The organism is Paracoccus sp. DMF-8, from assembly GCF_029309835.1.
Taxonomy (GTDB): Bacteria; Pseudomonadota; Alphaproteobacteria; order Rhodobacterales; family Rhodobacteraceae; genus Paracoccus.
In genome coordinates this window covers 35,218-61,407 of record NZ_JARJHL010000005.1, presented here as the reverse complement: position 1 = coordinate 61,407, position 26,190 = coordinate 35,218, and the positions used below count along the sequence as shown (strand labels likewise).

General features: G+C 68.1%; 30 protein-coding genes and 2 pseudogenes. 10 read left to right on the top strand and 22 right to left on the bottom strand.

The features are described from left to right. Nucleotides 1-381 precede the first annotated feature (381 nt). From PE067_RS03695 to PE067_RS03670, 6 genes are all read right to left on the bottom strand, one after another. Nucleotides 382-639, bottom strand: a complete 258-nt coding sequence (locus PE067_RS03695) for a hypothetical protein (protein ID WP_276187894.1) — start codon at nt 637-639, stop codon at nt 382-384. Further along, the gene (locus tag PE067_RS03690; RefSeq protein WP_276187893.1) at nt 636-1,310 is read right to left on the bottom strand and encodes a D-Ala-D-Ala carboxypeptidase family metallohydrolase; all 675 of its coding nucleotides are present in this window, start codon (nt 1,308-1,310) and stop codon (nt 636-638) included. The genes PE067_RS03695 and PE067_RS03690 overlap by 4 nt, the downstream gene beginning before the upstream one ends. Before the next feature lie 73 nt (nt 1,311-1,383). After that, nucleotides 1,384-1,671: a DUF6127 family protein gene (locus PE067_RS03685; protein ID WP_276187892.1), complete on the bottom strand. Its 288-nt coding sequence runs from the start codon at nt 1,669-1,671 to the stop codon at nt 1,384-1,386. A gap of 19 nt (nt 1,672-1,690) precedes the next feature. Next, a complete protein-coding gene (locus PE067_RS03680; RefSeq protein WP_276188291.1) occupies nt 1,691-2,731 on the bottom strand; it encodes a DUF2793 domain-containing protein in 1,041 nt (346 codons plus the stop codon). 427 nt (nt 2,732-3,158) lie between these two features. Next, the gene (locus PE067_RS03675) at nt 3,159-4,568 is read right to left on the bottom strand and encodes a HAMP domain-containing sensor histidine kinase (RefSeq protein WP_276187891.1); all 1,410 of its coding nucleotides are present in this window, start codon (nt 4,566-4,568) and stop codon (nt 3,159-3,161) included. Continuing rightward, nucleotides 4,565-5,224 carry a response regulator transcription factor gene (locus PE067_RS03670; RefSeq protein ID WP_276187890.1) on the bottom strand — a complete coding sequence of 220 codons (660 nt, stop codon included), beginning with the start codon at nt 5,222-5,224 and terminating at the stop codon, nt 4,565-4,567. Before PE067_RS03670 ends, PE067_RS03675 begins: the two co-directional genes overlap by 4 nt. 142 nt (nt 5,225-5,366) lie before the next feature. Between PE067_RS03670 and PE067_RS03665 the strand changes: the two genes are divergently transcribed. From PE067_RS03665 to PE067_RS03640, 6 genes are all read left to right on the top strand, one after another. Beyond that, on the top strand, nt 5,367-5,684 hold the full coding sequence (locus PE067_RS03665; protein ID WP_276187889.1) for a PepSY domain-containing protein: 318 nt from the start codon (nt 5,367-5,369) through the stop codon (nt 5,682-5,684). Between the two features lie 210 nt (nt 5,685-5,894). Further along, complete coding sequence (locus PE067_RS03660) at nt 5,895-6,197, top strand: PepSY domain-containing protein (RefSeq protein WP_074970975.1); 303 nt, start codon at nt 5,895-5,897, stop codon at nt 6,195-6,197. A 114-nt stretch (nt 6,198-6,311) separates the two neighbouring features. Next, a complete protein-coding gene (locus PE067_RS03655; RefSeq protein WP_276187888.1) occupies nt 6,312-6,692 on the top strand; it encodes a PepSY domain-containing protein in 381 nt (126 codons plus the stop codon). A gap of 26 nt (nt 6,693-6,718) precedes the next feature. Beyond that, the gene (locus PE067_RS03650; RefSeq protein WP_276187887.1) at nt 6,719-7,189 is read left to right on the top strand and encodes a DUF2271 domain-containing protein; all 471 of its coding nucleotides are present in this window, start codon (nt 6,719-6,721) and stop codon (nt 7,187-7,189) included. Between the two features lie 12 nt (nt 7,190-7,201). Next, on the top strand, nt 7,202-9,505 hold the full coding sequence (locus tag PE067_RS03645) for a PepSY domain-containing protein (protein WP_276187886.1): 2,304 nt from the start codon (nt 7,202-7,204) through the stop codon (nt 9,503-9,505). Next, a complete protein-coding gene (locus tag PE067_RS03640) occupies nt 9,486-10,445 on the top strand; it encodes an FAD:protein FMN transferase (RefSeq protein WP_276187885.1) in 960 nt (319 codons plus the stop codon). Before PE067_RS03645 ends, PE067_RS03640 begins: the two co-directional genes overlap by 20 nt. An 18-nt stretch (nt 10,446-10,463) precedes the next feature. Here PE067_RS03640 and PE067_RS03635 read toward each other — a convergent pair whose 3' ends face one another. From PE067_RS03635 to PE067_RS03560, 16 genes and pseudogenes are all read right to left on the bottom strand, one after another. Beyond that, nucleotides 10,464-12,467 carry a cation-translocating P-type ATPase gene (locus PE067_RS03635; protein WP_276187884.1) on the bottom strand — a complete coding sequence of 668 codons (2,004 nt, stop codon included), beginning with the start codon at nt 12,465-12,467 and terminating at the stop codon, nt 10,464-10,466. A 46-nt stretch (nt 12,468-12,513) separates the two neighbouring features. Beyond that, a complete protein-coding gene (locus tag PE067_RS03630; RefSeq protein WP_276187883.1) occupies nt 12,514-12,891 on the bottom strand; it encodes a hypothetical protein in 378 nt (125 codons plus the stop codon). Between the two features lie 16 nt (nt 12,892-12,907). Beyond that, on the bottom strand, nt 12,908-13,600 hold the full coding sequence (locus tag PE067_RS03625; RefSeq protein WP_276187882.1) for an ABC transporter ATP-binding protein: 693 nt from the start codon (nt 13,598-13,600) through the stop codon (nt 12,908-12,910). A gap of 1 nt (nt 13,601) precedes the next feature. Then, on the bottom strand, nt 13,602-14,735 hold the full coding sequence (locus PE067_RS03620) for an ABC transporter permease (RefSeq protein ID WP_276187881.1): 1,134 nt from the start codon (nt 14,733-14,735) through the stop codon (nt 13,602-13,604). Continuing rightward, the gene (locus tag PE067_RS03615; RefSeq protein ID WP_276187880.1) at nt 14,732-15,877 is read right to left on the bottom strand and encodes an efflux RND transporter periplasmic adaptor subunit; all 1,146 of its coding nucleotides are present in this window, start codon (nt 15,875-15,877) and stop codon (nt 14,732-14,734) included. Before PE067_RS03615 ends, PE067_RS03620 begins: the two co-directional genes overlap by 4 nt. Before the next feature lie 3 nt (nt 15,878-15,880). Beyond that, a complete protein-coding gene (locus tag PE067_RS03610; protein WP_276187879.1) occupies nt 15,881-16,477 on the bottom strand; it encodes a TetR/AcrR family transcriptional regulator in 597 nt (198 codons plus the stop codon). Between the two features lie 233 nt (nt 16,478-16,710). Continuing rightward, entirely contained in the window at nt 16,711-17,001 is a 291-nt protein-coding gene (locus tag PE067_RS03605) for a hypothetical protein (protein ID WP_276188290.1), read from the bottom strand. Between the two features lie 318 nt (nt 17,002-17,319). Further along, nucleotides 17,320-17,685, bottom strand: a pseudogene (locus tag PE067_RS03600) (lysozyme); the annotation flags it as partial. A gap of 10 nt (nt 17,686-17,695) precedes the next feature. Beyond that, the gene (locus tag PE067_RS03595) at nt 17,696-17,827 is read right to left on the bottom strand and encodes a hypothetical protein (RefSeq protein WP_276187878.1); all 132 of its coding nucleotides are present in this window, start codon (nt 17,825-17,827) and stop codon (nt 17,696-17,698) included. Beyond that, nucleotides 17,820-18,569: a hypothetical protein gene (locus tag PE067_RS03590; protein WP_276188316.1), complete on the bottom strand. Its 750-nt coding sequence runs from the start codon at nt 18,567-18,569 to the stop codon at nt 17,820-17,822. Before PE067_RS03590 ends, PE067_RS03595 begins: the two co-directional genes overlap by 8 nt. 154 nt (nt 18,570-18,723) lie before the next feature. Then, nucleotides 18,724-19,275 (bottom strand): annotated as a pseudogene (locus PE067_RS03585) (DNA cytosine methyltransferase); the annotation flags it as partial. A 90-nt stretch (nt 19,276-19,365) separates the two neighbouring features. Beyond that, nucleotides 19,366-19,947, bottom strand: coding sequence for a hypothetical protein (locus PE067_RS03580; RefSeq protein WP_276187877.1), 582 nt, complete (start codon nt 19,945-19,947; stop codon nt 19,366-19,368). A gap of 19 nt (nt 19,948-19,966) precedes the next feature. Beyond that, nucleotides 19,967-20,437: a hypothetical protein gene (locus tag PE067_RS03575; protein ID WP_276187876.1), complete on the bottom strand. Its 471-nt coding sequence runs from the start codon at nt 20,435-20,437 to the stop codon at nt 19,967-19,969. A gap of 51 nt (nt 20,438-20,488) precedes the next feature. Beyond that, entirely contained in the window at nt 20,489-21,451 is a 963-nt protein-coding gene (locus tag PE067_RS03570) for a response regulator (RefSeq protein WP_276187875.1), read from the bottom strand. Next, the gene (locus PE067_RS03565; RefSeq protein WP_276187874.1) at nt 21,448-22,782 is read right to left on the bottom strand and encodes an ATP-binding protein; all 1,335 of its coding nucleotides are present in this window, start codon (nt 22,780-22,782) and stop codon (nt 21,448-21,450) included. Before PE067_RS03565 ends, PE067_RS03570 begins: the two co-directional genes overlap by 4 nt. Continuing rightward, complete coding sequence (locus PE067_RS03560) at nt 22,779-23,363, bottom strand: hypothetical protein (RefSeq protein WP_276187873.1); 585 nt, start codon at nt 23,361-23,363, stop codon at nt 22,779-22,781. The genes PE067_RS03565 and PE067_RS03560 overlap by 4 nt, the downstream gene beginning before the upstream one ends. Nucleotides 23,364-23,392: 29 nt before the next feature. Between PE067_RS03560 and PE067_RS03555 the strand changes: the two genes are divergently transcribed. The 4 genes from PE067_RS03555 to PE067_RS03540 are packed head-to-tail and all read left to right on the top strand — an operon-like array spanning nt 23,393 to nt 26,185. Then, nucleotides 23,393-23,875, top strand: coding sequence for a hypothetical protein (locus PE067_RS03555; protein ID WP_276187872.1), 483 nt, complete (start codon nt 23,393-23,395; stop codon nt 23,873-23,875). Nucleotides 23,876-23,877: 2 nt separating this feature from the next. Further along, nucleotides 23,878-24,228: a hypothetical protein gene (locus tag PE067_RS03550; RefSeq protein ID WP_276187871.1), complete on the top strand. Its 351-nt coding sequence runs from the start codon at nt 23,878-23,880 to the stop codon at nt 24,226-24,228. Next, entirely contained in the window at nt 24,228-25,637 is a 1,410-nt protein-coding gene (locus tag PE067_RS03545; RefSeq protein ID WP_276187870.1) for a VWA domain-containing protein, read from the top strand. The genes PE067_RS03550 and PE067_RS03545 overlap by 1 nt, the downstream gene beginning before the upstream one ends. Beyond that, nucleotides 25,634-26,185, top strand: coding sequence for a hypothetical protein (locus tag PE067_RS03540; protein WP_276187869.1), 552 nt, complete (start codon nt 25,634-25,636; stop codon nt 26,183-26,185). The genes PE067_RS03545 and PE067_RS03540 overlap by 4 nt, the downstream gene beginning before the upstream one ends. Nucleotides 26,186-26,190: the final 5 nt, after the last annotated feature.

Genomic DNA, 26,190 nt, shown 5'->3' with positions numbered 1-26,190 from the left:
TTCATCGCGATCTATGGCACCATGGCGCCGTGCGGCCGTAACGTGTGACAGGCTCACGCTTGGTGAACATTTGTGCCCATTTCCGCACGCGACATGTGGCGCCGCAACTGCCATCGTCGCCCTGCCGCTTTTTTACATCGTGAATCTTTGAGATTGGCCGGGCGGTGCCCTGCGGTCGAGGCGTCTGGCGCTTCCTTCAATGCCACTGCCCGGTCCGGTTTTCAGTGGCACGCGCGCGCCTGGTCGCGCGTGACAGCGTATTCGCTCAGCATTTCCGCGATCATTGATCCCTCCGGTAGCCGGGCCAGTTCCTCGGCTGCCCGCGCCACGAACTCCCGGCCATACTCGACCACGGGCGGGCACGTCGCGAGCCTGCCGTCCTCAGAACGAACCGTCCCGCAGCCGTTCAGCAAGCTCGTGGTGATCGCGAGGACGGCGAGCCGCCACTTCCAGCATCCGGCGTTGGACATCATTGGCCTTCTCCATGGTTTCAAGGCGTTCGGCGAGGCGTCCCGCTCGCTCGCCAGACCGCCGAAGCGACAGCAGGAACAGAAGGATCGCGACTGCGATGACGCCGTGACGCAGCGCCGCCCGCACCCACGGGCTGGCCGCGATCCCGGTGAGGAGCCCGGCGATCACCGCCGGCCCCGCTTCCAGTCATCGAGGCGGGCATAGATGGTGACCGCGATGCCACCGAGTGCCATCGCGATGAACACCCAGCGCAGGGTGTCGAGATACGGCACGAGCGGCAGGATCGCGGTCTGGGTCTCGGCGAGGACGCTCTGCGCCACCTCAACACCCGCGGCACCCAGCGTCGCCACACCAGCCGCCCCTCCACCCTTCATGGTGCGGCTGGCGGCCAAAACCTCGCGCGCTGGTGGCGATTCTTCGGCGAAGGCAGTCGCCCGGACCGGGAAGCGCTCGCCCCACTGACGTGCGGGCCCGAGATCGACATGGATGAACCCCGAGCGCGGGTAGAAGCCGAAGCCGAGGAACCCGACCTCGCGCGCCGCAGCCTCGAAGGCCACCGGGTCGTGGTTCGCCATGGCGATATCAAACGCCGTGCCGTCCATGTGCTTCGACGCCCTGGCTCCACCCACCGCGCGGTTGTGCTCGGGGCTGCGATAGGCCGAGCGTACGATCAGCGGCTTGCCCAGCCGGTCGCGCAGCGCCTGCAGCCTGTCGAGCGCGGGCTCGTTGACGAGCAGCTTGCCGGTGCCCCGACAGGCGATTTCGGCGGGTGAGAAATTCGGCCAGCGCCAGGTGCCCTCGGGCACGTCGCGCCAGTGGCTGTGGAAGGTCTTCGTCATGGAGTCCTCCGAAAACGAAAAATCCGCCTCGAGGGCGGGTGCGGTTGGGCTGATGAATGGGGATGGGGCGCGGCTACGGGCCGCCGCCGAAGATCTTCAGCTTGATCGCGATCCCGGCGAGCAGCGCCAGCATGACGCCGGTGGTGATCATGCGGACGGCGGTCTGCATGGCGGTGCGGCGCACCAGCCGGATGCAGTCGACCAAGGAGCGCAGATCGCGGATGTCGAGCGCGGCCTCGTCGCCGTCGAGGCCCACATCGGCCAGCGCACGTTTCGCGCCTTCTTCGGCCGCGCGGGTCAGGATGGCCTCGAACTCGGCGTCGGGTATCCGCACGAAGCCCTCGGATCGGGGTGGGTTCATCGGATCCTCCTTCCTCCGCTCAGCCGATCTTGCAGCCCCAGAAGGACGTGTGATCGGCCGCGAAATACCCGTCCGCGACCCGGAAATACCCCTGCAGCTCGACGGTATCGCCGGCCGTCAGCGGGACCATGGTCTGCAGCCAGATCGCGGTGGCGAGCGAGACGTGGGTGGCGGAGGTCTCACCCATCGAGCCGCGGATTTCCGTCGTCCCGTTCAGCACCAGCCGCCCCCGCATGCGCGCGGTCGTGCTGGCGTTGACCTTGTAGAGTAGCGTCGCGCCGAAGAGGTAGGTGCCGTCCACGGGCGCCACGAAATGGTTGTTCTTGGCGTCGAAGGCGCCCTGGTCGTTGTAGTCGGTGTTGTTCAGGCCGATCTTCGTCCAGGTCCCGACGCCGACATAGTTGTCGTAGTTGGTATACGCCTTGAACCGGGGCAGCCGGGGCTGGTCGACGATGCCGGTGGCGTTGTCGACGCTGAGCCCGTCGAAGAAGGTGCTGCCGTCGGCCGAGACCGCCGGGCGGAACCTGTCCGAACCGAACAGCCCAACCAGCGCCTTGGTGACGAAGCCGGTCTGCAGGGTCAGCCCGAGATCGTCGCCCGCGGCCTCCTTGTTCATGGTGTAGAACAGATCGCCCGTTCCGCCCTCGGCCACGGTCTTCGCCGTCCAGAGCGCCGCATTGAGCTTGGCCGAGAACGGGTTCGAGGCGTCGGCCGTGGTGCCGATCCCGAGCAGCGCGAGGTTCTGCAGCACGTCCGGCGTGGTCCCGATCCAGCCCGCGCCATCGTATACCAGCAGCAGTCCTTCATCCTCGACCCAAGTCCGCCAGCCGGTCCTCGGAGGCAGACGCAGCCACGCGCCGTCCGCCCACAGCGCCACATTCAGGTCCCACCCCGCCCAGTCGCCCGTCGCGCCCGAGCCGACGATGTAGCGGTCGCCATCCGCAGGGCTGCCGGGCGGCGCTGTAAGGTTCCGGTCGAGCACTGAGAGCTGGACGAGCCCGTCGAGGATCCGCAGCGCCTCGTTGTGGGTGACGTGCTTCTGCGCCTGTGCCGCGAGGATGACCGAGGCATCGACGCGCGCCGCGGTCGCGGCAGCGACATCGATCAGGGCACTATATGAAGGTGAGGCCGGAACGGACTATCTGGGCTGATCCGGCCGTTTCGATTTCAGTCGCGGGCGAAGGGATTTGCCCCTGCCAACGGTTTCCAGCCGCCTGGTCTGGTTTTCCCCTTGGTTTACAGGTAGATACGGAAATTAACCGGAATGGCGCGGTTAACAGGTCCGGAGAATATCGGCCCGGAGAGAACACTTCCGGGCCTCTTGGTGCCGGTGCCGGTTAACAGCCCGCGTCATATAACCCTCGAAAACAACGGATAAATCCGGCGGCTTTCGGATCGGGAGCACGCTTTCGCGAGGGCAAGTGGCGGAGGGAGTGGGCCTGATATCCAACCTTCTCCAAATTAATATATTGATTATATTCACAAAATTAAGACGCGCTTGAACTCACACTATGACGGCTGGGACGATTGTCCCGCTTCTCGACCTCACAGTCGGAAGCGCAGGGCAGCATCATCTCCGCGGTGAGGCCGCTTGTAGCGCCGGGGCGCGGAGAGGTCAGATGCAGGCGTGATCCGATGCGCTCGGCGATGGTGGCGACGATGGCGAGGCCGAGGCCGCTGCCTTCGGCGCTGCTGCCGGCGCGGGTAAAGCGGGTGGCGAGACGGGCAAGCGTTTCGGGAGGGATGGACAGGCCGTCATTGGACACACGTAGGATGCCCTCTGAGGTGAGCGTCACGTCGACCGGTTTTGCCGGATCGCCGTGGCGCAGTGCGTTGTCGATCAGGTTGCGCAAGATGATGGCCAGCGCATCCGGGTCGAGGTCGGACAGAACCGCCGCTTCGGGCAGGCGAAGGCGGATGCGCTCGTCGCCCGCGTCGCGGCCCTGTTCCTCGACCAGTATCCGCACCACGGGGCACAGATCGGCGGCGCTGTCCCGGCGCAGCCTCGCCCCCTCGGCGCGGGCAAGCTGCATCAGGCGCTCGCTGACCCGTAGCAGGCGTTTCAGCGCCGCCTCCATCGCGGCCGCGCGCATCCGCGCGGCCGGGTCCGCCGTCTCGGCCTGAAGACGCTGTGCCCGGGCGATGGCGCCGGCCAGCAGGGTGCGCAGCTCATGCGCGGCGTTGGCGGCGAAACTCCGCTCGGCCTCGAAAGCGGCGGACAGGCGGCAGAGCACATCATCGAGCGTGGCGGCGATCGGGGCGAGTTCCGAAGGCAGATCGCCCGCGGACACCGGCGACAGATCCCGCGCGCCACGCGCCGCCAGCCGCTCGCGCCAGCGTTGCAGTGGCGCAAGTCCCGCCCGCAGCGCCAGCCATATCGCCGCGAAGGCCAGCGGCACCACCACCAGAAGCGGCAGCAGCAACATCCACAGCGCCTCGCGCGCGATGCAGGCGCGGTGGGCCAGCGGCTCGGCCACGGTCAGTCGCACCGTGTCTCGCAATGCGGCGATATTGTAGAGGCGAAGCGTCGCCGTGCTGCGAAACCCCGGCCCGTCCCAAGGCGGAAACCCGGCCGGATCGACAGCATGCGATTGCAGCAGCACCCGACCGGCCGGGTCGCGCAACACATAGGTCAGGAACTCGTCATGCGGAGCGATGACGCCCAGAATGCGTGGATCGTCCTCGTCATTCTCGTCGGCCGGGCCGCGACCCAGCACATCGTTGACAGCGAGAGGCAGCAGGCGTTCGGCGCTTTCCTGAAGCGCCGAGTCGAACAGCGCGTCCAATTCACGCCGCATCAGTCCGGCGGTCAGCAGGGCGGTTGCCAGCCACAGCGCCACCAGCGCCAGCCCCAGCCAGAGCGCCAGCCGGCCCCGCAGGCTTGCGGGTGCCCTCATCCGCGACCCAGCCGATAGCCGAGGCCGCGCTCGGTCTCGATGACGCTGGTGCCCAGCTTCTTGCGCAGGCGGCTGACATGGACCTCAATGGTGTTGCTTTCGACCTCGGCGCCGAAAGCGTAAAGCTTGTCCTCGAGCTGTGCCTTCGAGAACAGTTGGCCGGGATGGCCCAGCAGGGCCTCGAACAGCGCCCATTCGCGCGCCGTCAGCGGCACGAGCCTGCCGGCGCGATGAACGCTGCGCGCGGCAAGGTCGATTTCCAGATCGCCATGCTGGATCAGCGGGTTGGGGTTGCCGGCATAGCGGCGCGCGACCGAGCCGATCCGCGCCGTGAGCTCCGCGAGATCGAAGGGCTTGATCAGATAGTCGTCGGCCCCCGCGTTCAGGCCTTCGATGCGGTCCGAGACCTGATGGAGCGCGGTGAGGATGATCACCGGCGTGGCATTGCCGCGCCCGCGGAGCGCGCGCAGATAGGGAATGCCACGCCCGTCGGGCAGCATCAGATCCAGCAGCACCAGGTCGTAGGGGATGGTTCTCAGATGCTCGCTTGCCGCATCGAGCCGATGCACCCAGTCGGCGCTGTGACCATCCGCTGTGATCTGGTCGCGCACCGCCGCGCCCAGCACCGTGTCGTCCTCGATCAGCAGGATGCGCATGGTGGTTCCCTCTCACGGCTCGCTTCCGGATTGCCCGCCGCAACTGACGGCAGCCTTACCGTAACCGGGGCGCCGCTTCAGTTTGCTGTCAGCTTTCCATGCCATCAGGGTGCGAACGAGTTGGCAAGGAGGAGTGTGACCAATGCGCAAGGCGCTGACAATGCTGGTTCTGGCTCTGGTGTTGCCAGCGGGCGCGGCACTGGCCGACGACGATTGCCGCGTCCCCATGGCCGACTGGCAACCGCGCGAGGCGGTGATGGCGTTGGCGCAGGAGCGGGGCTGGACGATTTCGGGCATCAAGATCGATGACGGTTGCTACGAAGTCCGGGGCACCGACGCCGAAGGCCATCAGATCAGGGTCAAGATCGACCCCGGCAATCTCGATCTGGTCGAGATGCGCATCCGTTATCGCGACAGGGATGGACGACGGTCGGGCCCACCGGAAGGGAACCATGACTGACGGGGCACACGCACCCGACTCATCAAAGCCTTGCGCTCCGCCGGACACCGGCGGGGCGCTTTCGTTTCATGTACCACCGTCGGCACCTCCCCTCGGTTCGCCCGCCGCCCTGACAGCAAGCTGAAGCAGATTCCCGGCGGGCGTCAGCACCCCGTCAGTCACGCCCTCCAGGTTGGTCACATCAGGCAACCCGAACCGAGGAGAAACGCCATGAAGACCCTGCTCACCGCCGCTGCACTTGCCCTTGCGATCCCTGCCGGGGCGGCGCTTGCGGACACCCATTGCGACGTGCCGACCGCGAACATGCAGTCCTGGGAATCGCTCATCCAGCTGACCAAGGATTTTGGCTGGTCCATCTCGAAGATGGAGCTCGACGATGGCTGCTACGAACTCAATGTCATCGATCAGGGCGGCAATCACCTGGAGATGATCGTCGATCCCCAGACGCTCGACGTCATCGACGGCAAGGTCGAGCGCTGGAGCGACGGCACCAGGCCCGAAAAAACGAAGTGATCCCGCCAGTGCTCCGCGGCCCGGTTGTCGCGGAGCCATTTCAATCGGGCGCCAGCCTTCAGATCGGTGATCGGGAAGGTCGCCCCACACACACTTCAAAAGGATGAACTGACCATGAGGATCCCGTGGATTGCCGCCGCTTGCCTTGCGGCGCTGCCGGCAACGGCTGCGCTGGCGGAGGATGACTGCCATGCGCCTCGTGCCGCACGGCAGCCGCGCGAGGCGGCCATGCAGGCCGCGAGCCGCCTTGGCTGGCGCGTCGAGGAAATCGAGGCCGATGACGGCTGCTGGGAGATCGAGGGCCGCGATGCCGAAGGCCGGCGCATCAAGGCCAAGCTCGACCCCGCCACGCTGAACGTCGTCAAGCTGCGCCACCGCGACGGCGGCCGCGACCGGCGGCGCGAGGACGTGCGCGCACCGGCCGCCCCGCTGGCCGCCCCACCCGCCAATCCGCTGTTCCAGAACGGCAAGCCGCCCGTAGTGCAGGTGAACTGACACCCCCAATGAAGGGAGATAACAAGATGAAATCCGCCATTGCAGCATTTGCACTGACCTCGGCCCTCGTGGCGCCCGGCCTCGCCGCAGCCCGGCCAGTCACCTTCACCACCACGCTGAACAACTACGGCGGCGACGGCGCCTATCTGGTGCTTTACCTAACCGATGCCGCGGGCCGCTATGCAGGCACGCTCTGGGTCGCCGGGGGCAAGTCGAAATACTACGATTCGCTTGCCGGCTGGTATCGCGCCACCGGTGGCGATCCGGCGCAGATCGACGGCATCACCGGCGCCAGTGTCGGCGCGGGCCGGACGCTGGAAATCACGCTCGACCTGGCCGATGCGCTGTTTGACGCGGGCTATGTCCTGCATGTCGATGCCGCCGTCGAGGATATGCGCGACAGCCCCGACGACGTGGCGGTGCCCCTGACCACGCAAGGCGCAGGCAAGCCCACGCCGGGCCGCCGCTACGTCGCCAGCCTCAAATACGACATGTGACGGAGCCGGCCGATGATCCGCTTGCTTCACCGCTGGCCGGGGCTGGCCGGCCTGCTGCTTGTCGCCCTGCTGGCGGTGAGCGGCGCGGCGCTGTCGGTCTTTCCGGTGATCGAGCAGTTCGCCGCGCCACGGGCGGCCGCCGGGCTGAGCGTGGGCGACCTCGCCGCCCGCGTGCAGGCCGAGTATCCGGGGGTCGAGCAGATCCGCCGCGCACCCTCAGGACGCATCACGGCCTGGTGGTTCGAGGATGGCACGCCCGGGGCGGCGGTGATCGACCCGGCGACCGGGCAAGGCGTAGCGTCGGCCGATGCCAACCCGGTCGAACGCTGGCTGGTCAACCTGCATCGGCAGCTGTTCGCGGGCGATACGGGCCGACTGGTCATGGCGGCGGGTGCGGGGGTCATGCTGCTGCTGTGCGCCTCGGGGGCGGCTTTGATTGCGCGGCGCATGGGCGGCTGGCGCCGCTGGTTCGGCCCCGCGCGCGGGGGGCCGGCGGCACGGCTGCATGTCGAACTGGCGCGTATAGCGGTGGCGGGTCTGGCGCTTTCCGCGCTGACCGCGCTGTGGATGACGGCCTCGACCTTCGGACTGCTGCCTGATCAGGCGCGGGCGCCGCTCTTTCCGGCCACGACCAGCGGCCAGACCGGGATCGCCCCCAACCATATCGCGGCGCTTGCCGATCTGCCGGTGGCCGCGCTGCGCGATCTGAGCTTTCCCGACCCGACCGATCCCGCCGACGCCTTCACGCTGAAGACCGACCGGGGCGCTGGCTATCTCGATCAGGGCACGGGCGAGGTTCTGGCCTGGACCGATGCTCCGGCATTGTCGCGGGTCACGGATACCTTCACGATGCTGCATACCGGGCGCGGCGCGGCGGTCATCGGTCTCGTCCTGGGTCTGATGGCGCTTTCGGTGCCGGCACTGGCAGTGAGCGGGTTTGCCCTCTGGCTGGCAGGCTGGCGGGCACGCCCGCGCATCCGCAGAAACGCTTCGGCAGGCCGGGCCGAGACTGTCATCTTCGTCGGCTCCGAGGCCGGCAGCACCTGGGGCTTTGCCGCCACGCTGCACCGCGCGCTGAGCGAGGCTGGGCAGTCCGTCCATGTGGCGCCCATGACCGCCTTCGATCCCGCATGCTACCGGGCGGCGAAGCGCCTGCTGATCCTTGCCGCCACCTATGGCGACGGGATGGCCCCGGCCTCGGCCAAGGGTTTCATCGAGCGGCTGGAACATGCCCCGGCCCTTTCCGGCGTACCGGTCGCGGTGTTGGGCTTCGGCGATCACAGTTTTCCGGCCTTCTGCGCCTTTGCCGACGAGGTCGCGCAGCTGCTGACCGCGAAGGGCTGGACGGAACTTCTGCCGCCTGACGCGGTGGACCGCCAGTCGCCGCAGGATTTCGCCCGCTGGGGCCGCGCGCTCGGGCGGACACTCGGCCTCGAGCTGGAACTGGTCCATCAGCCGGCCCAGCCCGCCACCGAGGCCCTGACGCTGGTCTCGCGGCGCGACTACGGCGCGGAGGTGCAGGCCCCGACCGCGATCCTGCGTTTTGCCCTGCCGCGCGCGGGGTTTTGGCAACGGCTGATGCGGCGCGGATTCGCACGCTTCCGGGCCGGCGACCTGCTGGCGGTGCTGCCCGAGGGGGACGCTGTGCCGCGCCTCTATTCGCTGGCCTCAGGCAGCCGCGACGGCTTTGTCGAGATCGTCGTGCGCAAGCAACCCGGCGGGCTGTGTTCGGGGCAGCTGGTGGCGCTGGAGCCGGGCAGCACCATTCGCGCCTTCATCCGCCCCAACCCCGGGTTTCACTCCGGCCACGGGCGCGCCCCGCTGATCCTGATCGGCGCCGGCACCGGAATCGGACCGTTGGCGGGCATGATCCGCGCCAACCGCCACGCCCGACCGGTGCACCTGTTTTTCGGCCTGCGCGCCCGAGAAAGCGACTTCCTCTTTGCCGAGGAACTCGCCGGCTGGCAGCGGGAAGGCCGCCTTGCCCGACCGGTGCACCTGTTTTTCGGCCTGCGCGCCCGAGAAAGCGACTTCCTCTTTGCCGAGGAACTCGCCGGCTGGCAGCGGGAAGGCCGCCTTGCCCGGCTGACCACCGCCACGTCGCGCGGGCCGCGCCCGTACTACGTCCAGGACGCGCTGCGCCATGAGGCGGCCGAGGTGCTGACGATGATCCGCTCGGGCGCCCGCATCATGGTTTGTGGCGGGCGCGCGATGGCGGAGGGCGTGACGGCTGCATTGACCGATATCCTTGCCCCGGCGGGGCTGACGCCGGCGGTGCTGAAAGCCGAGGGACGCTATGTCGAAGATGTCTTCTGATCCGGTCCGCCACGCACTCAACGGCCCGACCATGGGTACGCGCTGGCAAGCCGTGTTCCACGCGGCGCCCGGCTTCGATCCGGACCCGCTGCGCGCGGCGCTGCAGGCCGCCGTCGATGAGGTGGACGCACAGATGTCCACCCGGAAGCCGGACAGCGCGCTGATGCGGCTGAACCGCGCCCCTTTGGACGAATGGTGCGCCATCCCGGCCCGGCTTGCCGAGGTGCTGCGGCTGGGGCTGGAGATCGGCCGCGCCTCGGGGGGCGCCTTCGACATCGGCATGGGCGATGCCGTGCGCGCCCGGGGTTTCGGACCCGAGGCGGCCGAGGCTGGGGCGATCCGCGCCGTCATGGCCGCGCTCCGGCGCCCCGCGCATGAGGTGCTGGATATCGACGGCCAGCTTGTGCGCAAACGGGCTCCCATTGGGCTCGATCTCAACGCCATCGCCAAGGGCTACGGCGTCGATCGGCTGACCGAAACCCTGCACGACCACGGCATCACCGCCGCGCTGACCGGAATCGACGGCGAGATGCGCGCCACCGGGCTGCGCCCCGACGGCAGCCCGTGGGCCGTCGCGGTCGAAGCTCCCGACCCGGAGCGACGCGCGGCGCATTCGATCCTCGCGCTCGAGGATTGTGCCGTCGCGACTTCCGGCGACTACCGTCACCGCGTCGAGGTTCGGGGGCAGAGCCTCTCGCATACCATGGACCCCGGGCACGGCGCACCGTTGCGGGCTTCCGCCGCCTCGGTCACCGTCCTTGCCCGCAGCTGCGCCGTGGCCGATGCCTGGGCGACCGCGCTGATGGTGCTGGGTCCCCGGGCAGGCGGGGACCCGGCGGCGCGTCTGCGCCTCGACGCGCTGTTTCTGATGCGCGAGGCGGAGGGCATCCGACCCCGCGCCATCGGCGCCCTGTTCGGCGGCGACGCCGCGCCCGGCTGAACCGCGCCAGACGACCCGCTACCCGGTCTCGCGCACCGGCTCGGGGCGGGTCGGATCATCGCCGCTGTACTGCGTCGTTGTCGCCGCTCGTGGTGAGATGACTGGCGCCGCAGTCGGCTCAGCCCGCGGCTTCGGCCGGCGGATCGGGTCCGAGAGCAGCCGCAGCCCGTTCAGCACCACCAGCACCGTGCCGCCCTCATGGCCGATCACCGCCAAGGGCAGCGGCAGGTCGAAGAAGAGGCCGCCGGTGACCAGCACCAGCATGGCACCGATGGCGAAGACCAGATCCTGACGGATGACGGCGGAAGCGCGTCGCGACAGGCGATGCGCGTCGGCCAGCCGCTCCATGTCCTCGGACAAGAGCGCCACATCGGCGGCCTGAAGCGCGACCTCCGAGCCGGCGGCGCCCATGGCGATGCCGACATCGGCGCGGGCGAGCGCCGCCGCGTCGTTCACGCCGTCGCCGACGAAGGCGACCTTGCCGTCTCGGGTCAGATCGGCAATCTGGCGCACCTTGTCCTCGGGCAGCATCCCGGCATGGATCTCGTCTGGCGCAAGCCCCAGTTCGCCGCCGATCCGCAGCGCCACCGGACGACGATCCCCGGTCATCATCACGATGCGGCGAACCCCGCCCCGGCGCAGGGCGGCCAGGGCGGCGGCCGAACTCGGCCTCGCCTCGTCCGCGACGCAGACGGCGCCGAGAACCCTCTGGCCGCGCCCCAGATAGACCACGGTCTGCGCCGTATCCGCCAGCGCGCGAAGCTCGTGCCGGTCGATCCGGGCGCCCATCTCCTCGGCCAGATAGGGGTTGCCGGCCCAGAGGGGGCCGTCCTCGTCCCGCCCGAGGATGCCGAACCCGGGCCGCGCCGTTGCGTCCACGACCTTCGCCACCTGAAGCCCGCGCGCCCCGGCCTCGCGGGCGATGGCGGCGGCGATATGGTGTTCGGACCCGGCCTCCAGCCCGGCCAGCAACGACAGGAAGCCGGCCTCGTCGCCATCGAGCGCCACCACCCGCGTCACCTCCGCGCGGCCATTGGTCAGGGTGCCGGTCTTGTCGAAGGCGAAGGTATCGACGGCGGCCAGGGTTTCCAGCGCGGCGCCGCCCTTGAAGAGCACGCCGCCGCGTGCCGCCGCCGAGAGCGCCGACAGGATCGCAGCCGGGACCGAGATGACGATGGCGCAGGGGCTGGCCGCGACCAGCAGCGTCGCCGCCCGGTAAAGCGCTTGCTCCCAGTCGCGGCCCAGTCCCCAGAAGGCGGCGAAGGCGATCACTGCCCCGGCCATGACCACGACGGTATAGCGCTGGCCGAACCATTCGCTGAACCGTTCGGAGGGCGCGCGAGCGGCCTGCGCCTCGGTCACCAGCCGGATCATCCGGGCGATGGTGCTGTCGCCGACCGTCTTGGCGACGCTCATCTCCATCACGCCGTCCAAGTTGACCGTGGCCTCGAATACCTGCGCGCCCGGCTCTTTCGAGACGGGCATGGATTCGCCGGTGATGTTGGCCTCGTCGACGCCGCCGCGACCGGCGAGGATCACGCCGTCGGTGGGCACCCGGGCGCCGGGCCGCAGCACCACCACGTCGCCGACGGCCAGTTGCCCGGCGGCGACTTCCTCGATGACGCCGCCCGCAGTCCTGCGCAGCGCCGTCTCGGGGCGCAGCGCCATCAGCGCCTCGATGGCGCGCCGCGCCCGGCCGAGCGCGCGCTCCTCGAGCGTGGTGGAGATGCTGAACAGCGTCAGCAGCACCGCGCCCTCGAACGGCGCGCCGACCACCGCCGCAGCGATTGCGGCGGCGATCATCAGTAGGTCGATGTCGAGCACATGCTCGCGCCAGAGTTCCGAAACCGCGCGCCAGGCGGTCGGAAACCCGCCCGCCAGATAGACGAGCGCCAGCCCCGGAGCCAGCAAGGCGCCAAGAAGCTCGTGCGCGGGCCACCGTCCGGCCACGGCCATCGCCATGCCGAGAACGGTGGCGAGCGAGAGGACCAGCGACAGGTCCACGGGCAGGGATCGCTTCATGTCAGGCTCCGGGCTGGCGCAAGTGCTGGCTGGGTTCGAGATTCGTTCAGGTGGGCTTCTTGCCCCGCAACGCAAGCGCCGCGATGGCGGTCCAGATGCAGGTGCGCAGGATCATCGCGCCCATGGTGCGCGCCTCCCAGGCGCCGCCCGTCAGGACATGCCAGAGGAAGGCGACGAAGACTAGCGCCGTCGCCACGGCAATGCCAAGCGCCAGCATCGGCGCCCAAGCCCCGCCGCGCCAGAGTCCGATCCCGGCCAGAACATAGGCGAACCCGGCGCCGAAGTTGAACCATAGCACGAAGGGCACCACCGCGCCCATGTCGACGCCGCCGAAGAGCGCACGACCTCCCGAAACGATGGTCAAGAGGCCGAAGATCACGGCGACGGCCGCGGCGATGGTCAGTGAGAGGGGGCGGCGGCTCATGGGGTTCCTCCGAAGCTCAGGCGGCGGCCAGGCGGCCGTCGCGCAAGTGGATCAGGCGGTCGAAACGGTCGAAGATCTTTTCGTCATGCGTCACGGTGACGATGCAGGCCTGCTGCTCGACGGCCAGCTTGCGCAACAAGTCCATCACCAACCCGGCGCGTGCGCTGTCCAGCGCGGCGGTCGGCTCGTCGGCGAGGATGATGCGGGGCCGGTTGGCGAGCGCGCGGGCGATCGCCACGCGCTGCGCCTCGCCGCCCGACAAGAGCGCCGGCTTGACCTTCGCCCGGTGACCGACCTCGAGATAGTCCAGCAATTCACGCGCCCGTGACCGGGCTTCGTCGGCGGGCCGCCTGGCGAGGTCGAGGACGACGGCGACATTCTCCTCGGCGGTCAGGAACGGCAGGAGATTGTGCGCCTGAAAAATGAAACCGATCTTGTCGAGCCTGAGGCGTCGCAAGTCGCGCCGCAGCCATCTGCCGTCGAACACCGGCTCTGCGTCCAGCACCACCCTTCCCGAGGAGGGAGCAAGGATGCAGCCGATGATGTTCAGAAGCGTGGTCTTGCCGGAACCGGAGGGGCCAAGCAGCGCGATCACCTCGCCGGCGCGCACGGTCAGATCGACGGCGCGCAGGGCATCGACGCGGGTCTCGCCCTCGCCGAAATGCTTGGCCACGCCCGCAACCTCGATCAGGGTGTCGCCAAGCGCCATGTCAGCTCCCGAGCGCGGTGGCCGGATCGACCTTCATCGCCGCCCGCACGCCGAGCGCGGAGGACAGAAGGCAGACGGCGGCAATGATGCCGGCAAGGACCATGACGTTGAACGGCTCCAGCACCACGCGGCGGGGGAAGTAGTCCTTGACGGTCAGGATGAGCAGCAGGCCGATCGCCCAGCCCGAGGCGCCGAGGATCAGCGCCTGCTGCACGATCAGCGCGATGATGGTCCTGTCGGGGGCTCCGATCAGTTTCAAGGTGGCGATCTGCTTCAGCTTCTCCATGGTCATTGTGTAGATGATCAGCGCGATCACCACGGCGCTGACGGAAAGCAGGATGCCGAGGAACAGCCCGATCTGGCGGCGCGCCTTGTCCACCACCGAGGCGAGCAGCAGTTCCTCCTGTTCCGCTTGGGTCATGGCGGCGAGGTGCTTCCACTGGCGCACGGTCGCGGTCAGCAGATCGACATCGGCCCCCGGCGCCATGCGGGCGATGACCGCGGCGACGGAGGCCGACTTGACGGAAACTGCCCCACGCGCCGCCTGCACCCGCTGGGCTGCCGGATCCAGTTCGGTCTGCAACGCCATGGCGTCAGAGAGCGTCAGATAGACCGCCGGATCGCCACCCGAGTTCATCGCCCCCTCGACGAGGCCGACAACCGTGAAACGGTTGCGCCCCAGCCTTATGGTGTCGCCGGGAAGCAGCCCGGTCTTGCGGTCGGCGACCAGTTCGAAATGGCTGGCGCCGATGCCGCGCCCCTGCATGATCGCCAGCGGCCCGCCGGGGCGGCCCGGCTCATAGCCGACGACGTAGAGTCTCAGCGTGTGCCCGGCATGGGGCGTTTCGACGTTCTGGTAGTTCACCGCGCCGGCCTCGGCCACGCCGGGCATCCGTGCCACCGCGTCGCGGGTATCGGCGGGAATGCTGGACGCTTCTGCGAAGGGGCCCTTGGTGCCGGCCTCGACCACCCAGACATCGGCCGCCGGCGCCTTCACCACCGCCAGCGCATCCGCGACAAGCCCGTTGTAGATGCCGATCATCGCCAGAACCACGGTCATCAGCAGCCCGAGCCCGAAGCAAGTGAGGAGGAAACGGAACAGCCCGTGGCGGATGTCCTTGAGCGCGAGGTTCATGGCGCCTCCGCGATGCGTGCGCGCCGGCCCTCGGCCGCGCCCTTCGGCACCCGGGCGACGATCGCGGCCCCCTCGGGCAGGCCGGCCGTGACCTCGACCCGACCGCGGTTATCGCGCGCACCGAAGGTCAGTTCCGCGCGGGTCAGGCGCCCGTCCGCAACCGTCCAGACCGTGCCGCGATGCCCGTCAAAGCCGGTGATCGCCAGTTCGGGCACCATCAGCGCGGAGGCACGGGTGCCGGTCAGAATGCGCACCTCGGCCTGTTCGCCCAGGAACATCTCGGCCGGGCAATCGGAGCAGGTCAGCCAGACGCGGCGCTCCTCGTTCACGCGATCGCTTTCGATGCCGATGCGGCCAATGGTGCCGTGAAACTCGGCCGCGGGCTGCGAGCGCAGGCGGATCGTGCCGGGCTGGCCAAGAGAAAGCTGGCCGGCGCGTTCCTCGTCGACATAGGCCTCGATCCAGATCGAGGCCGGGTCGATCAGGGTCAGGACCGGATCGCCGGCCTTGACCACGGTTCCCGCCTCGGCATGGCGGGCGACGACCAGTGCGTCATAGGGGGCGATCAGGCGGTGATGGGCCAGCAGGGTTTCCTCCTGCCGCAGGGCTGCCGCGGCATCCATGCCCTGCGCCCGGATCACCGCGACATCGGCCTCGGCTACCGCCAGATCGGCGCGCGCCACGTCCTCGTCGCGCTGCGCCTCCTCGGCGCGCTGGATCGAGGTGACATCGCGCTGCGCCAGCCCCTGCTGGCGGCGGTTCGCCGCCTCGCGCTGCGCCAGGACTGCGCGGGCGCGCACGACGGCGGCATCGGCCTTGGCGAGATCGGCCTCATTGGCCGCCACCGCAGCGCGGGCGCGAGCCACGCGCGCCTCCTGTTCGGCGGCGTGCAGGCTGGCCATTTCCTGACCCGGTGCCACCCGGTCGCCGGCATCGACCGCAAACGCCGTCAACGCCCCGCCGACCTCGAACCCCACGCGGCTGAGGATGCGCGCCTCCACCGTCCCAAGCCCGTAGATGCGCAGGGCCACATCGCTTTCGGGCTGCGCGACCGTGACCGTCAGCGGCCTTTCGGTCAGGAACAGGAAGCCCGCCGCGATCGCCAGCGCCGCAAGCAATCCGAAAAGCCAGGCGCGCCGCATCGCCTATTCCCTTTCTGCGGCCAGAAGCCGCAATTGCACCTCGAGCAGCCGCAACCCCTCACCCTGCAGGTCGAAATCGCGCGCACCCAGCGCCCAGCGGATCGCCACCCCCTGCACCAGCGAGGTCAGCAGCACCGCCGCATCCACAGTCTCGATGTCGCCGTGCAGAATGCCCGCTTGCTGCCCGGCGCCGACCTCGCGCGCGAGCAAGCCGCGAAAGGCCGTCAGCAAGCCATGAAACGTGGCGCGCAGTTCCGCGTTGGTGACGTTCAGCTCGCGCGAGAACAGTAGCATCGGCAGCGCTGGGGTCGCGGCGATCTGTGCGAATTGCGCCGCGATCAGCGCGCGCAGCCGGTCAATCGGCCCATCGTCGCGGCTGAGGGCGTCCTCCCAAGCCGCTGCCAGCCCTTCGGCGACATGTTCGGCAACGGCCTGCCACAGCGCGGCCTTGGTGGGAAAATGCCGGAACAACGCCGCCTGCGTCACCCCGATTGCCGTAGCCACCGCCCCGGTCGTCACCCGGTCCGGCCCGATCCTGTCGGCCAGAGCGAGAACGACGGTGACAATCTCGGCCTTGCGCCGCTCTGCTGGCTTTCGCATGGACGTTGATAAGTGAGTGAGTAATTACATATATATGATTGACGGAAGCATGTCTGTCAAGATGCGAGGTCCGCAATCCGCTGATCTCGGGCGCCTCGGCGCCTTTCGACCCCAATGCCAGCCTCGATCGGGCGCGCGCACCACAGACGCGCCAGCACCTGCCATCATCTTTTGCAGCGAATCCATTCCGCTCTTTGCAGCCGTGAATCGGACCGGCAGTCTCTGCCTACAAATCAAAAGTCCGTCTCGACATAGCCCCCGGCGCAGTCGAAGGCGACGGCGGCGGCCGTTGCTCCGGTGTTCATGAACAGCCTCGGCGACAAGAACTGGGTCGCGGCGGGCAGATCGGCGGTGATCTCCTGCTCGAAGACCGCGCCCGAAACTTCGTCGACGACGCGCACCCAGACGGAGCTGCCGTTCGGCGGGGCGGCGATGAACAGGGTCAGCACGCCTCCCGTGGCGATGGCGAAACTCGCACCCATGTCGGTGAGCGTCGGCGCGCCAGTCCCGTCGTTCGTGACCAGCTGCCAGCGGGTGTGCGTGCCGCGCTGGAAGCCGATGCCGATGCAGCTGATGGCTGCGGCGAGCGTCAGCCGGGCGAGCCAGCTTGCAGGTGCGTCGGGCGCAGGCTCGGGGACAGACGGCAGCAGCGCAGGCGTCGGTCGCAGCAGGTCCAGCGCCTCGGCCTCAGTCAGGCGGCGAACAGGGCGAGAGAAGTCGACACGGCCCCCGCGGTCCACGGACCAGACCGGGATCGTCCCGCCGGGATAGCGTCCGTGGCGGAAGAGGTCGCGCTCGACCTCGCGGCGCGGGATGATCGAGGCCGGCCGCCGCCAGTTCAGAAACGCGTCGGCGGCTGCAACGCGATTTCCGGCGTTGAGCGCCTTCGTCAGCGTGGCCCCGGCGATGGCGCCGGTGTTGTAGTGGAAGGAGACCAGCGCATCGAACGCATGTGGTTCTAGCGGCACCTTCACGGCGCGTCGCACCTCGGCCTCGTAGGCGGCGAGGTCTGCGCGGAAGAGCCGGAAAGCCTCGCGGATCCCCGTATCCAGATCGGCGGGCATGCCGCGCGGCATTTGCGCCGGATCGGGTGGACCGGCGGCGGCCGTGTGGCCGATGCCGAAGGTCCAGACCTGTTTCACATCGAGATAGGGTCCGGGCACGATTCCTTCGTGCCGGACGAGGGCCAGGAGGCCCCGGTCGGTCATGTGCATGGGATTACCGGAGAAGTGAGAGGACGAGGATCAGCGCGGCGATGGCGAGGCCGATGCGCAGGCGGTGGGCGAATGCCAGACCGGGATCGCCCGGCTCGCAGCGAAGGGCGCGCGCGCGGCGGAGAAGGTCATTCATCGTCGGCCCCTCCCTTCGCGCCACGCAGCCGGGCGAGGAAGAGTTCGATGAAGGCGGGGCCGAAGACGCCCACGAGATAGGCGGCCGAGCCTGCCGCCCCACCCGCAGGGATCGCCTGCGGCGGCAGGGCGAGCCACGCGGTGACGAGCGCCATCGAGAAGCTGCCCATTCCGGCCGCGATCAGCCCGCCGAGCAGGATGTGGCGCAGCGCGTCGCGCAGCCGCATGCGCGTGGTCAGGGCATTGGTCGCCCCGCCCAGCGCGCCCCAGGCGGCGAGGATCGGCCAGCAACTGAGCTGCGAGAGTTCGCAGCGCATGCGCCGCAACCAGAGGCACCACGCCGTTTCCACAGAGGCGAAGCCGGTCCACCCGGTGGGCCAGCCCATCAGCGCCTCGACGAACAGCGGGTTCAGCGTCCGGCGCGGCTCGGAGGTATCGCTCCCAGCCATCGGCGTCACCAGGACACGGCGGCCAAGGAGCCCGTTGACCGGGGTGTTGGCAAGACTGGTCGCCCCGTCCTTGTGGTCCCGTGCCGTCGGCGTCATCCACATGCGGCTGGCATGGGTCAGATCGGCCGTCTTGCGATTGCCCGCGCTCGGCTTGCACCCGTCGTTCGCCATCGGCGTCGGCCAGTCCCGCGCCATCCGGTCCAGACCCTTCTCGTCGCGCCTGTCGCCACCCCGGCTGCGGAAGCTGTCGGTCTGCGGCGTCGGCCACATCGCGGCTGTCGTCGCGAGGTTCATTCCATGCTGCCCCGCTTCCTGCGATGGCGTCGGTTTCGTCTGCCGGTTCTCGTTGGCGCTGGCCCTCGGCGTCGGCCAGAGCCGCAGCAGTTCCGTCCGGTTGCCGCCACTCGATCGGGTTCCAGAGCAGGCGCGCGGGGTCGGCCAGCTCGTCGCCCTCGCGGATGGCGAGGATGAACAGCCGCTCGCGCCGATGGGGCGCCCCGACTTCCGCCGCCGTGAAGAGGCCTGCCGCAAGGCGGTAGCCCATGCCGACCAGTCCGCTGGCGACTTCGGGGAAGCCGAGGCGGAGATGATGGGCGACATTCTCGAGGAAGACGAAGGGCGGCTCGACTTCATTGATGATGCGGGCGACATGCGGCCAGAGGTGGCGCGGGTCGTCCGCGCCCCGGCGCTTGCCCGCGACCGAAAAAGGCTGGCACGGATATCCCGCAGTGACGATGTCCACCGCGCCACGCCATGGGCGGCCATCGAAGCTGGCAACATCGTCCCAGAAGGTCGCGAGCTTTCCCGGCGCAGTGTCGTCGGCCGTGATCCAGATGTTGTGCGGCTTGCCGTCCCGGCCCTGACCCTTGTCGACGAAGCCGCGGAGCGGGATCAGCCCCTCGCACCAGCTGAACACGGTGTCGAGGAAGACGGCGATCTGCCCGGGCTCGGGGTCGCAGCCGAAGGGGTTCTCGGACGGTGGCCCGTCATTGAAGTCCATCCACGGGTTGAAATGCAGGATGCCGTCGTCGCTCATGCCGGCAGCCTCCAGCATGGCATGTGGAAGTCTTGCTGGAGCCCAAACCACCGCTCAGCGCCCCGCGGCGCGCATCCACACTGTCCGACGGGCCTCGACCGGGGTGCCGTGGACGACCGAATCGATTTCCATGACGCCATAGAGCGTCGACCAGTCCATCGCCATCATGCGGTAGGTGAAGTTCATCTGGACGCCGTCGACGACTGCAGTGGTGGTTCCGATCAGCCTTGGCAGGTCGAGTTGCGAGCAACCCGCCGTCAACGCGACCTCATCGGGGCTCAACAACGGCTCGGGGATCGAGGGGTTGTCGGTGTCGACAGTCCACCGGGGCTCCTCCGCAAGCCTCAGGACCAGCGGCGCCTGCTGCTCGGGATGGGTCGCCTGAAGCGTGTCGCCCAATTGCCAGATGGTGATGGTCTCGACCTCGCCATCGCCGGGAAATGGCAGGATCATGCCGCCCATCGCGGCATAGCCCGCCTGATGCTCGATCAGCCAGTCGCCGGTGAAAATCTCCTGGATGCGCGGCCAGTCTCCCTGACCGGAGGTTCCGCAGAGCGGTTGGTCTTCGGCGGCTGCAGGTGAGGCTAGCAAGGCCACGACGAATACTGCACCAGCCCTCATGTGATATCCTTTCATATTCGACGCCCTTTTGCCTTCACCGGCAGCCAGCGGTGGTCAGCCGGAACGCGCCTGTATCCGACAGCTCCGCCAGTCCTTCGGCCATCAGCGCCTCGCCGATCTCGCGGAGCTCTTCGTCGGCCAGTCCCAATCCGTTGAGTATCTCGTTGATGTTCGACCGGTCCACGGTGCAGCCGGCGGCCGCGATCGCGGCGACGGTGCGTTCGGTTGGAGTTGCTCCGGCTATGGTGCAGCCGGGGGTCGTCAACCGAAAGACTCCCATTTGGGACACATCGGCCAGACCGTCGGCGACAAGTCCCTCCCCGATTACGCGGAATTCCGCGTCGCTCAACCCGAGGCCGTCCAGAACATCGTTGACGTTGGAGCCGTCGACAACGCAGCCCGCGGCCTTGATCGCGGCGACGGTGCGTTCCCTCGCCGTTTCGGCGAGAGCGGGGGGCGCAATGCACGCAACGCAAAAGGCAAGTGGAATCAATTTTGTTTTCATTCTGGATGTCTTCTCGGTGTCATCGGGTTTCAGCCGGTTTCAGCGCGCCGATCATGGATCGCTCCACGTCATCGGCATCGACAGGATCAGGGCCATCAGATCGGCCTGGCGGCGGGTACCGGTCTTGTTGAAGACGTTGCGCAGGTGAAAGGCGACGGTGTTGGGCGAGACGCCCAACCGTGCAGCGACCTGATCGCGCCGCAGCCCTTCGGCGACAAGTCGGGCGACGTTTGCCTCGGTCGGCGTCAGATCGAACAGCTGCCGCAGCACCGCAGAGTCGAGCGCTTCTTGGCGGTCGGGATCGCTGAGCGTGAGCATTGCGACGGCGTCCCGCGTCGGGCCCGCACCAAACGGACGGCCCAGCACCATCACGCGGCGCAAACCGTCATCCAGCCACAGGGCAGCACCGCTCTCGCTGCCTGACAGGATCCGCGCGAGTAACCCGGCCAATTTGCGGCCACCCTCGCCCTTCCCGGTCAAGCGCGGCTCAAGAGTGATGCCGGCATCACGCGCCAGCTCGATTGCCGCAAGATTGGCATGGCACACGCCGCCTTCCACGTCCAGCAGCACGACCCCGACCGTCAGGCGGTCCAACGCGTCTGTTTCCGCCTCACGCCCGCCCGCAGACCGTAGGCGGGCCACCTGGTCGAGACGGGCCGCGATCATCGCCCGCAAAAGATCGTAGTCAATTGGCTTGGTGAGATAATCGTCGGCCCCCGCCCTGCGGCCCTCGATCATCTGCTCGAGCGACGAAAGGGCGGTCAGGAACACGAAGGGGATACCATTCAGCTCGGGCCGGGCGGACCGTAAATGGGCCAACAAGGCGCGGCCGTCCATTCCTGGCATGACAATATCGCAAAGGATGAGATCGGGGCGCCGGTCGTCGAGCCGTTCGAGAGCGTCGCGGGCATCAGCCGCCTGGATGACCTCATAGCCCGCCTCGCCCAGTTCGGCGGCGATATCGTCTCGCAGCGAAGGCTCGTCTTCGATGCACAGGATCAGGGGGGCGTTCATGCCGTCACCGCGCCAGGAAGGGTCAGCCGCGCGACCAGCCCGCCGCCGGCGCGCGGGGCAAGGGTCACGTCGCCGCCCTGGAGCCGCGCGAGATGGCGGGCGAGTGGCAGCCCCAGACCCGAACCTGGCAGATCGCGGTGACGTGCCCCGCGCGCGAAGTCCTCGAAGGCGCCAGCCAGTTCTTCCGGCGTCATCCCCGGGCCTCTGTCACTGATGTCGCAGATGGCCATTTCGCCGCCAAGCATTGGCCTGACGTCGATCTCGCTGTCGGGCGAAGAGTAGAGCAAGGCGTTTCGCAGCAGGTTTGCGAGAATCTCGCCAGTGAGGACCGGGTCGCAGATTGCGGGGACCTGCCGGTTGCCGCTGCCGAGGATCACCCGGTCGGTGTCCAGCGGTCTGACCGAGCCGTGTAGGTCTTCGATGGCGGCAGCCGCGATCCTGTCCAGGTCATGGCACGCCAGTTCTGGTGCGACAGTACCCCGATCGACCCGCGCCATGAGAAGTGCCGTATCGGTCAGCCGGACAAGGCGCGCCACCGCCTCGCGGGAGACCTCCGCCTTGGCGCGAATGATCTCGGGCGACGGCGGCTCACCCGGCCGCGACAGCCGATGCATCGCGCTGTCGATCACGGCGAGCGGCGTGCGCACCTGATGCGCGATCAGGTCGCTGAAGCGCCGGTAGCCTTCGGAGGTCTGCGCTTCCTGGTTGAGATCACGCTCCAGTCGCTCGGCGCGCAGCCGGTCCATCTTGGACCGGATCAGCCGTCTTTCGCGATCGATGAGGAGTGCCGCCAGCACTGCTCCAGAAATCAAGGCTCCCAAGATGGTTCCGAGCGCCAGCAGGTGCAATCGGCCCAAACTGTCCAGGCGTTCGGACTGGAGCTGCCACTCGCGCGACATCACCCGGCTTGCCTTGCCGCGAAGCGCCGTTGACAGCGCCGCCACATGCGCCGCCAGCGCCGCCCGGTCGCCGCCCTCGGCCGGATCGAGGGCCAGCAACCCGTCGCGCCAACCCATCAGGCCCTCGGCCAGTCCCGCCTCGCTGAGGAACCGCCATTGTGGTCCGTCGCGCAGGAGGTTCAGCCGCGACACCAGAAGATCGAAGCGAAGCTGGACCTCGGTTGGGTCTGCGTCGTCCGACAGAGCCGCGGCAAGGTTCAGCGCCTCGATCTGGGTCTGCCCGAAAATCCAGGTCATGTTCTCGGTTGCGGAGATCTGCATCTGCCGCTCGATCCGGACGATGTTGACCGCAGAGATCAGAAGAAGCCCGATGCAGCCAACGATCAGCGCGGCAAGACCGCCATAGCGCAGCGGACCCGAGAAGCGCGTCATTGCACATGCAGTGCGACGAGTTGCCAGACCCATCTCATGTCATAGCGGATGTCGGCCAACACCCCGTGATCGTCGCGTGGATAGACGATCCAGATCGGCCCCTTGTCGCGCGGTGTCAGGGCGGTCCCGTCCATGTAGAGCGCCGCGATCACGTCAAATTTGTGGAAGTCGCCGACAGGAATGTCGATGACGTAGTCGTTCAGCGCACGCGCGGTCACCATCTCGCCCCGCGCTTCGGCCAGCGCCAGGATGTCACGCATCAGGACCCCTCTGAAGAGCGGTCGTCCGTCGGTGACGGTCGTCGAGGTCGCGATCTCGTGCCACTCCAACGCATCCAGATCGGAGCGCGATATCTCCACCTGCCCGCCATCCACCGCACCCGTCAGCGTCAACAGCGGGCTTTCCGCAATCGCTTTCGGCGCGGCAAGAGCGATCATCGCCAGCACGAGAAGGCATGAATAGAGGCGATGCGTAAACGTCATGAGAATCGCGTGAATAATGAGGCCTGAATGGATGCTAGCACATATTTTTTCCGCGGCGCCCCATTCAAACGGACGGGGCGCGAAGCTGCGCGAGTGCATATCCTGCGGCTCAACAAGGAGAACGTTACATGTTCATAAACGCTTCCATGCGCCGCGCGATCGGAATTTGCGCTCTCTCCTGTCTTCTGGCGACGGCTGCCATTGCTGAGGAACCGGGCGGTCAGGTCATCGGCAGTTTCGGGGAGCAGCCGCTGGAACTGTCGATCTCGCCCGATCTTTCGGACGCGACGATCATCGGAAGTTACGCCGACGCATCTTTTGCCGCCGCACAGACAGAGGGCGATCAGGGGCCTTTCATGCTGACGCTGGCGTTCAATGGCGAATTGCCCGCGCCGCAGGAGGTGACGCTCGACATCGTCTTCGCGCGTGACATGGGGCGCAACTGGCGGGGCGATCAGGACAGCCTGACGCTGGACCTGGCGGATTTTTCCGCGACGGATGGAGTTGTGAGCCTCACCGGCACCGTGACCGGCGATATCAGCGGCGGACCTGACTCGGAAACGCGCCCCGTGACCTTGAGCTTTGACGCGCGGCTGGAGCAGGTGAACTGAACATGCGCGCGACTGCCATTGCAATGATCATGCTTGCCGCCCCCGTGGCAGCAGCCCCCGCGGGTGGCGTCTATGACGGCTTCGACTGCGCGGCCCCAGTCAGCGACCAGCGCGTGACGCTGCAGGGCGACCGGATCGTCTATTGTGAATCAAGCTGCCATCTGACGGACCCCCGAAGCGTCGAGGGCTGGGAAAACGCCACGCTCTACTGGGCCGATTGCCGGGGCGAGGGACAGGACTGGCGCGAACGCACCCTGCTGATGACGCGCATGGGCGGCGATCTCATCGTGATCGGTGACGGTTGGGCGGAACGCTATGCGCCCTGCCCGAACCTGCAGCCGAGGCTCGACTGATGCGGAACGCAATCTTCACCGCCGCCTTCTGCGCTGCCACTCCGCTGGCGGCTGATCCTGTCACCGTGATCGTCTTCGACGCCTCGGGCTCGATGTGGAACCGGCTCGAAGGCGATCTGAGTCGGATCGAAGTGGCGCGCGATGTCATGGGAAACTACTTCGTCGACCGCGATCCCGACGCGCCCTATGCGATCGTGGCCTATGGTCACAACCGGCGTGGCGATTGCGGAGATATCGAGGTGGTTACGCCGATGGGCCGCCATATCGGCGCGGGCCAGGCCAACCGGATTGTCGGGCTGATCCCCCAGGGCATGACGCCGCTCACCGATGCGCTGCGGGTGGCGCGTGACCAGATCCCCGACACCGCCGAGGCCGCCGATATCGTGCTGATCACCGACGGGCTGGAGACTTGCGGCGGCGATCCCTGCGCGCTGGCTGAACGATTTGCCGCCGAAGGCATCGCCCTGCGCGCGCATGTCGTGGGTTTCGGCATGGCGCCGGGCGAGGTTGGCGCGCTATCCTGCCTGCCGGATCAGACGGGGGGATTGCTGCTCGAGGCTGCGACCGGGGCGGAACTGGCCGCTGCACTTGCGCAGGTGACGTCCGCCGAACCCGTCACGGTCACGGTCGTCATGTCGCTTCATGCGGTCTCTGCCGAAACCGGAGCACCGCTGGGTGCAGCCGACTGGCAGATCACCAGTTCCGATGGCGCGGTCGTCGCCGAAGGCGAAGGGAGCGATCCTCTTGACATCGACCTGCTGCCCGGCGAATACCGCGTGGCAGCCTCTGCACCGGGCCACTCCGGCGAGATGGCCCTGACCGTCCGGCCCGACATCGTCCAGCGCGTGGCCGTGCCCTTGACCGAGAATCGCCTCGAGGCTTCGCTCGAGGCACCCGAAACCGCCCCGGCGGGCGGAGGCCTCGATGTCGGATGGTCCGGCCCCGACGCCGAGGGCGACCGCATCACGCTGGCCAGCCCCGGCGCGGCGGTCGGCGAGACATTGGCGGTGACGCTGACCCGGAACGGCAGCCCCGTGACGCTGCGCTTACCCGACGAGACTGGCACTTTCGAGCTGCGCTACGAGCAATATGAGCCGCAGCGCATCCTCGCCACGCGCGCGATCACGCTGATCGCGACCGAGGCCAGCATCACGCCGCCGGAGACCGCCCCCCCGGGTGAACGTTTCGAAGTCGTTTGGACCGGCCCCGCCGGCCCAAAGGACGAGATCGTGCTGGCCGATACCGGTTCTCCTGACGATGCCCGCATCACAGCGACGCAGACACGTTGGGGGTCGCCTGCCAAGCTGAAAGCCCCGGACGTGGCCGGAACATACGAGCTGCGTTACCGCGTCGGCGCCTCGGGCCGCATTATCGCACGGGCACTCGTCACCATCGGAGCAATCGAATGATCCGCGCAGCGCCTTCCGCCCTGCTTGTCATGACCGCCGCGCCGGCTGCGGCCCAGCAGAACATCGCCATACCGAACGAGATCTGTTCCGAGGCACCGCGGGGCGCCGACAAACTCGACCTGCGGCGCATCGGACCGCTGCTTGAAGGTACTTGGACCGAGACCGCCGCTGGCATCGGTGCAACGATGGGTGTCCACAGGAACGTTCTCGAGATCGTCTACGATCGGATGCGCAACCGGCTCTACATCGCCGCCGACGGGATGCGGACCGAACTCGTCCCGGTGCGGGGTGGCAACAGGGAATTGCGCTATGATTTCGTGAAGGGCGCACCGATGGACCCCAGCATGTTCGCGATCAAACCGGACGTGGCCGAATGGGCCTTCGTGCTTGGCTGCGACATGGGCCTCGCCCCCCAATTCTCCTGGCACATCGGCAGCGGCGCACGGCGTGCGGACGGCATCATCAGCTTCTTCTCCGAAACGGAGGCGATGGGGACGAAATGGAACTCGGGCAGAGGCGCCCGCGAAGTCAGCCTGAGCCGGAGGTGATCTTG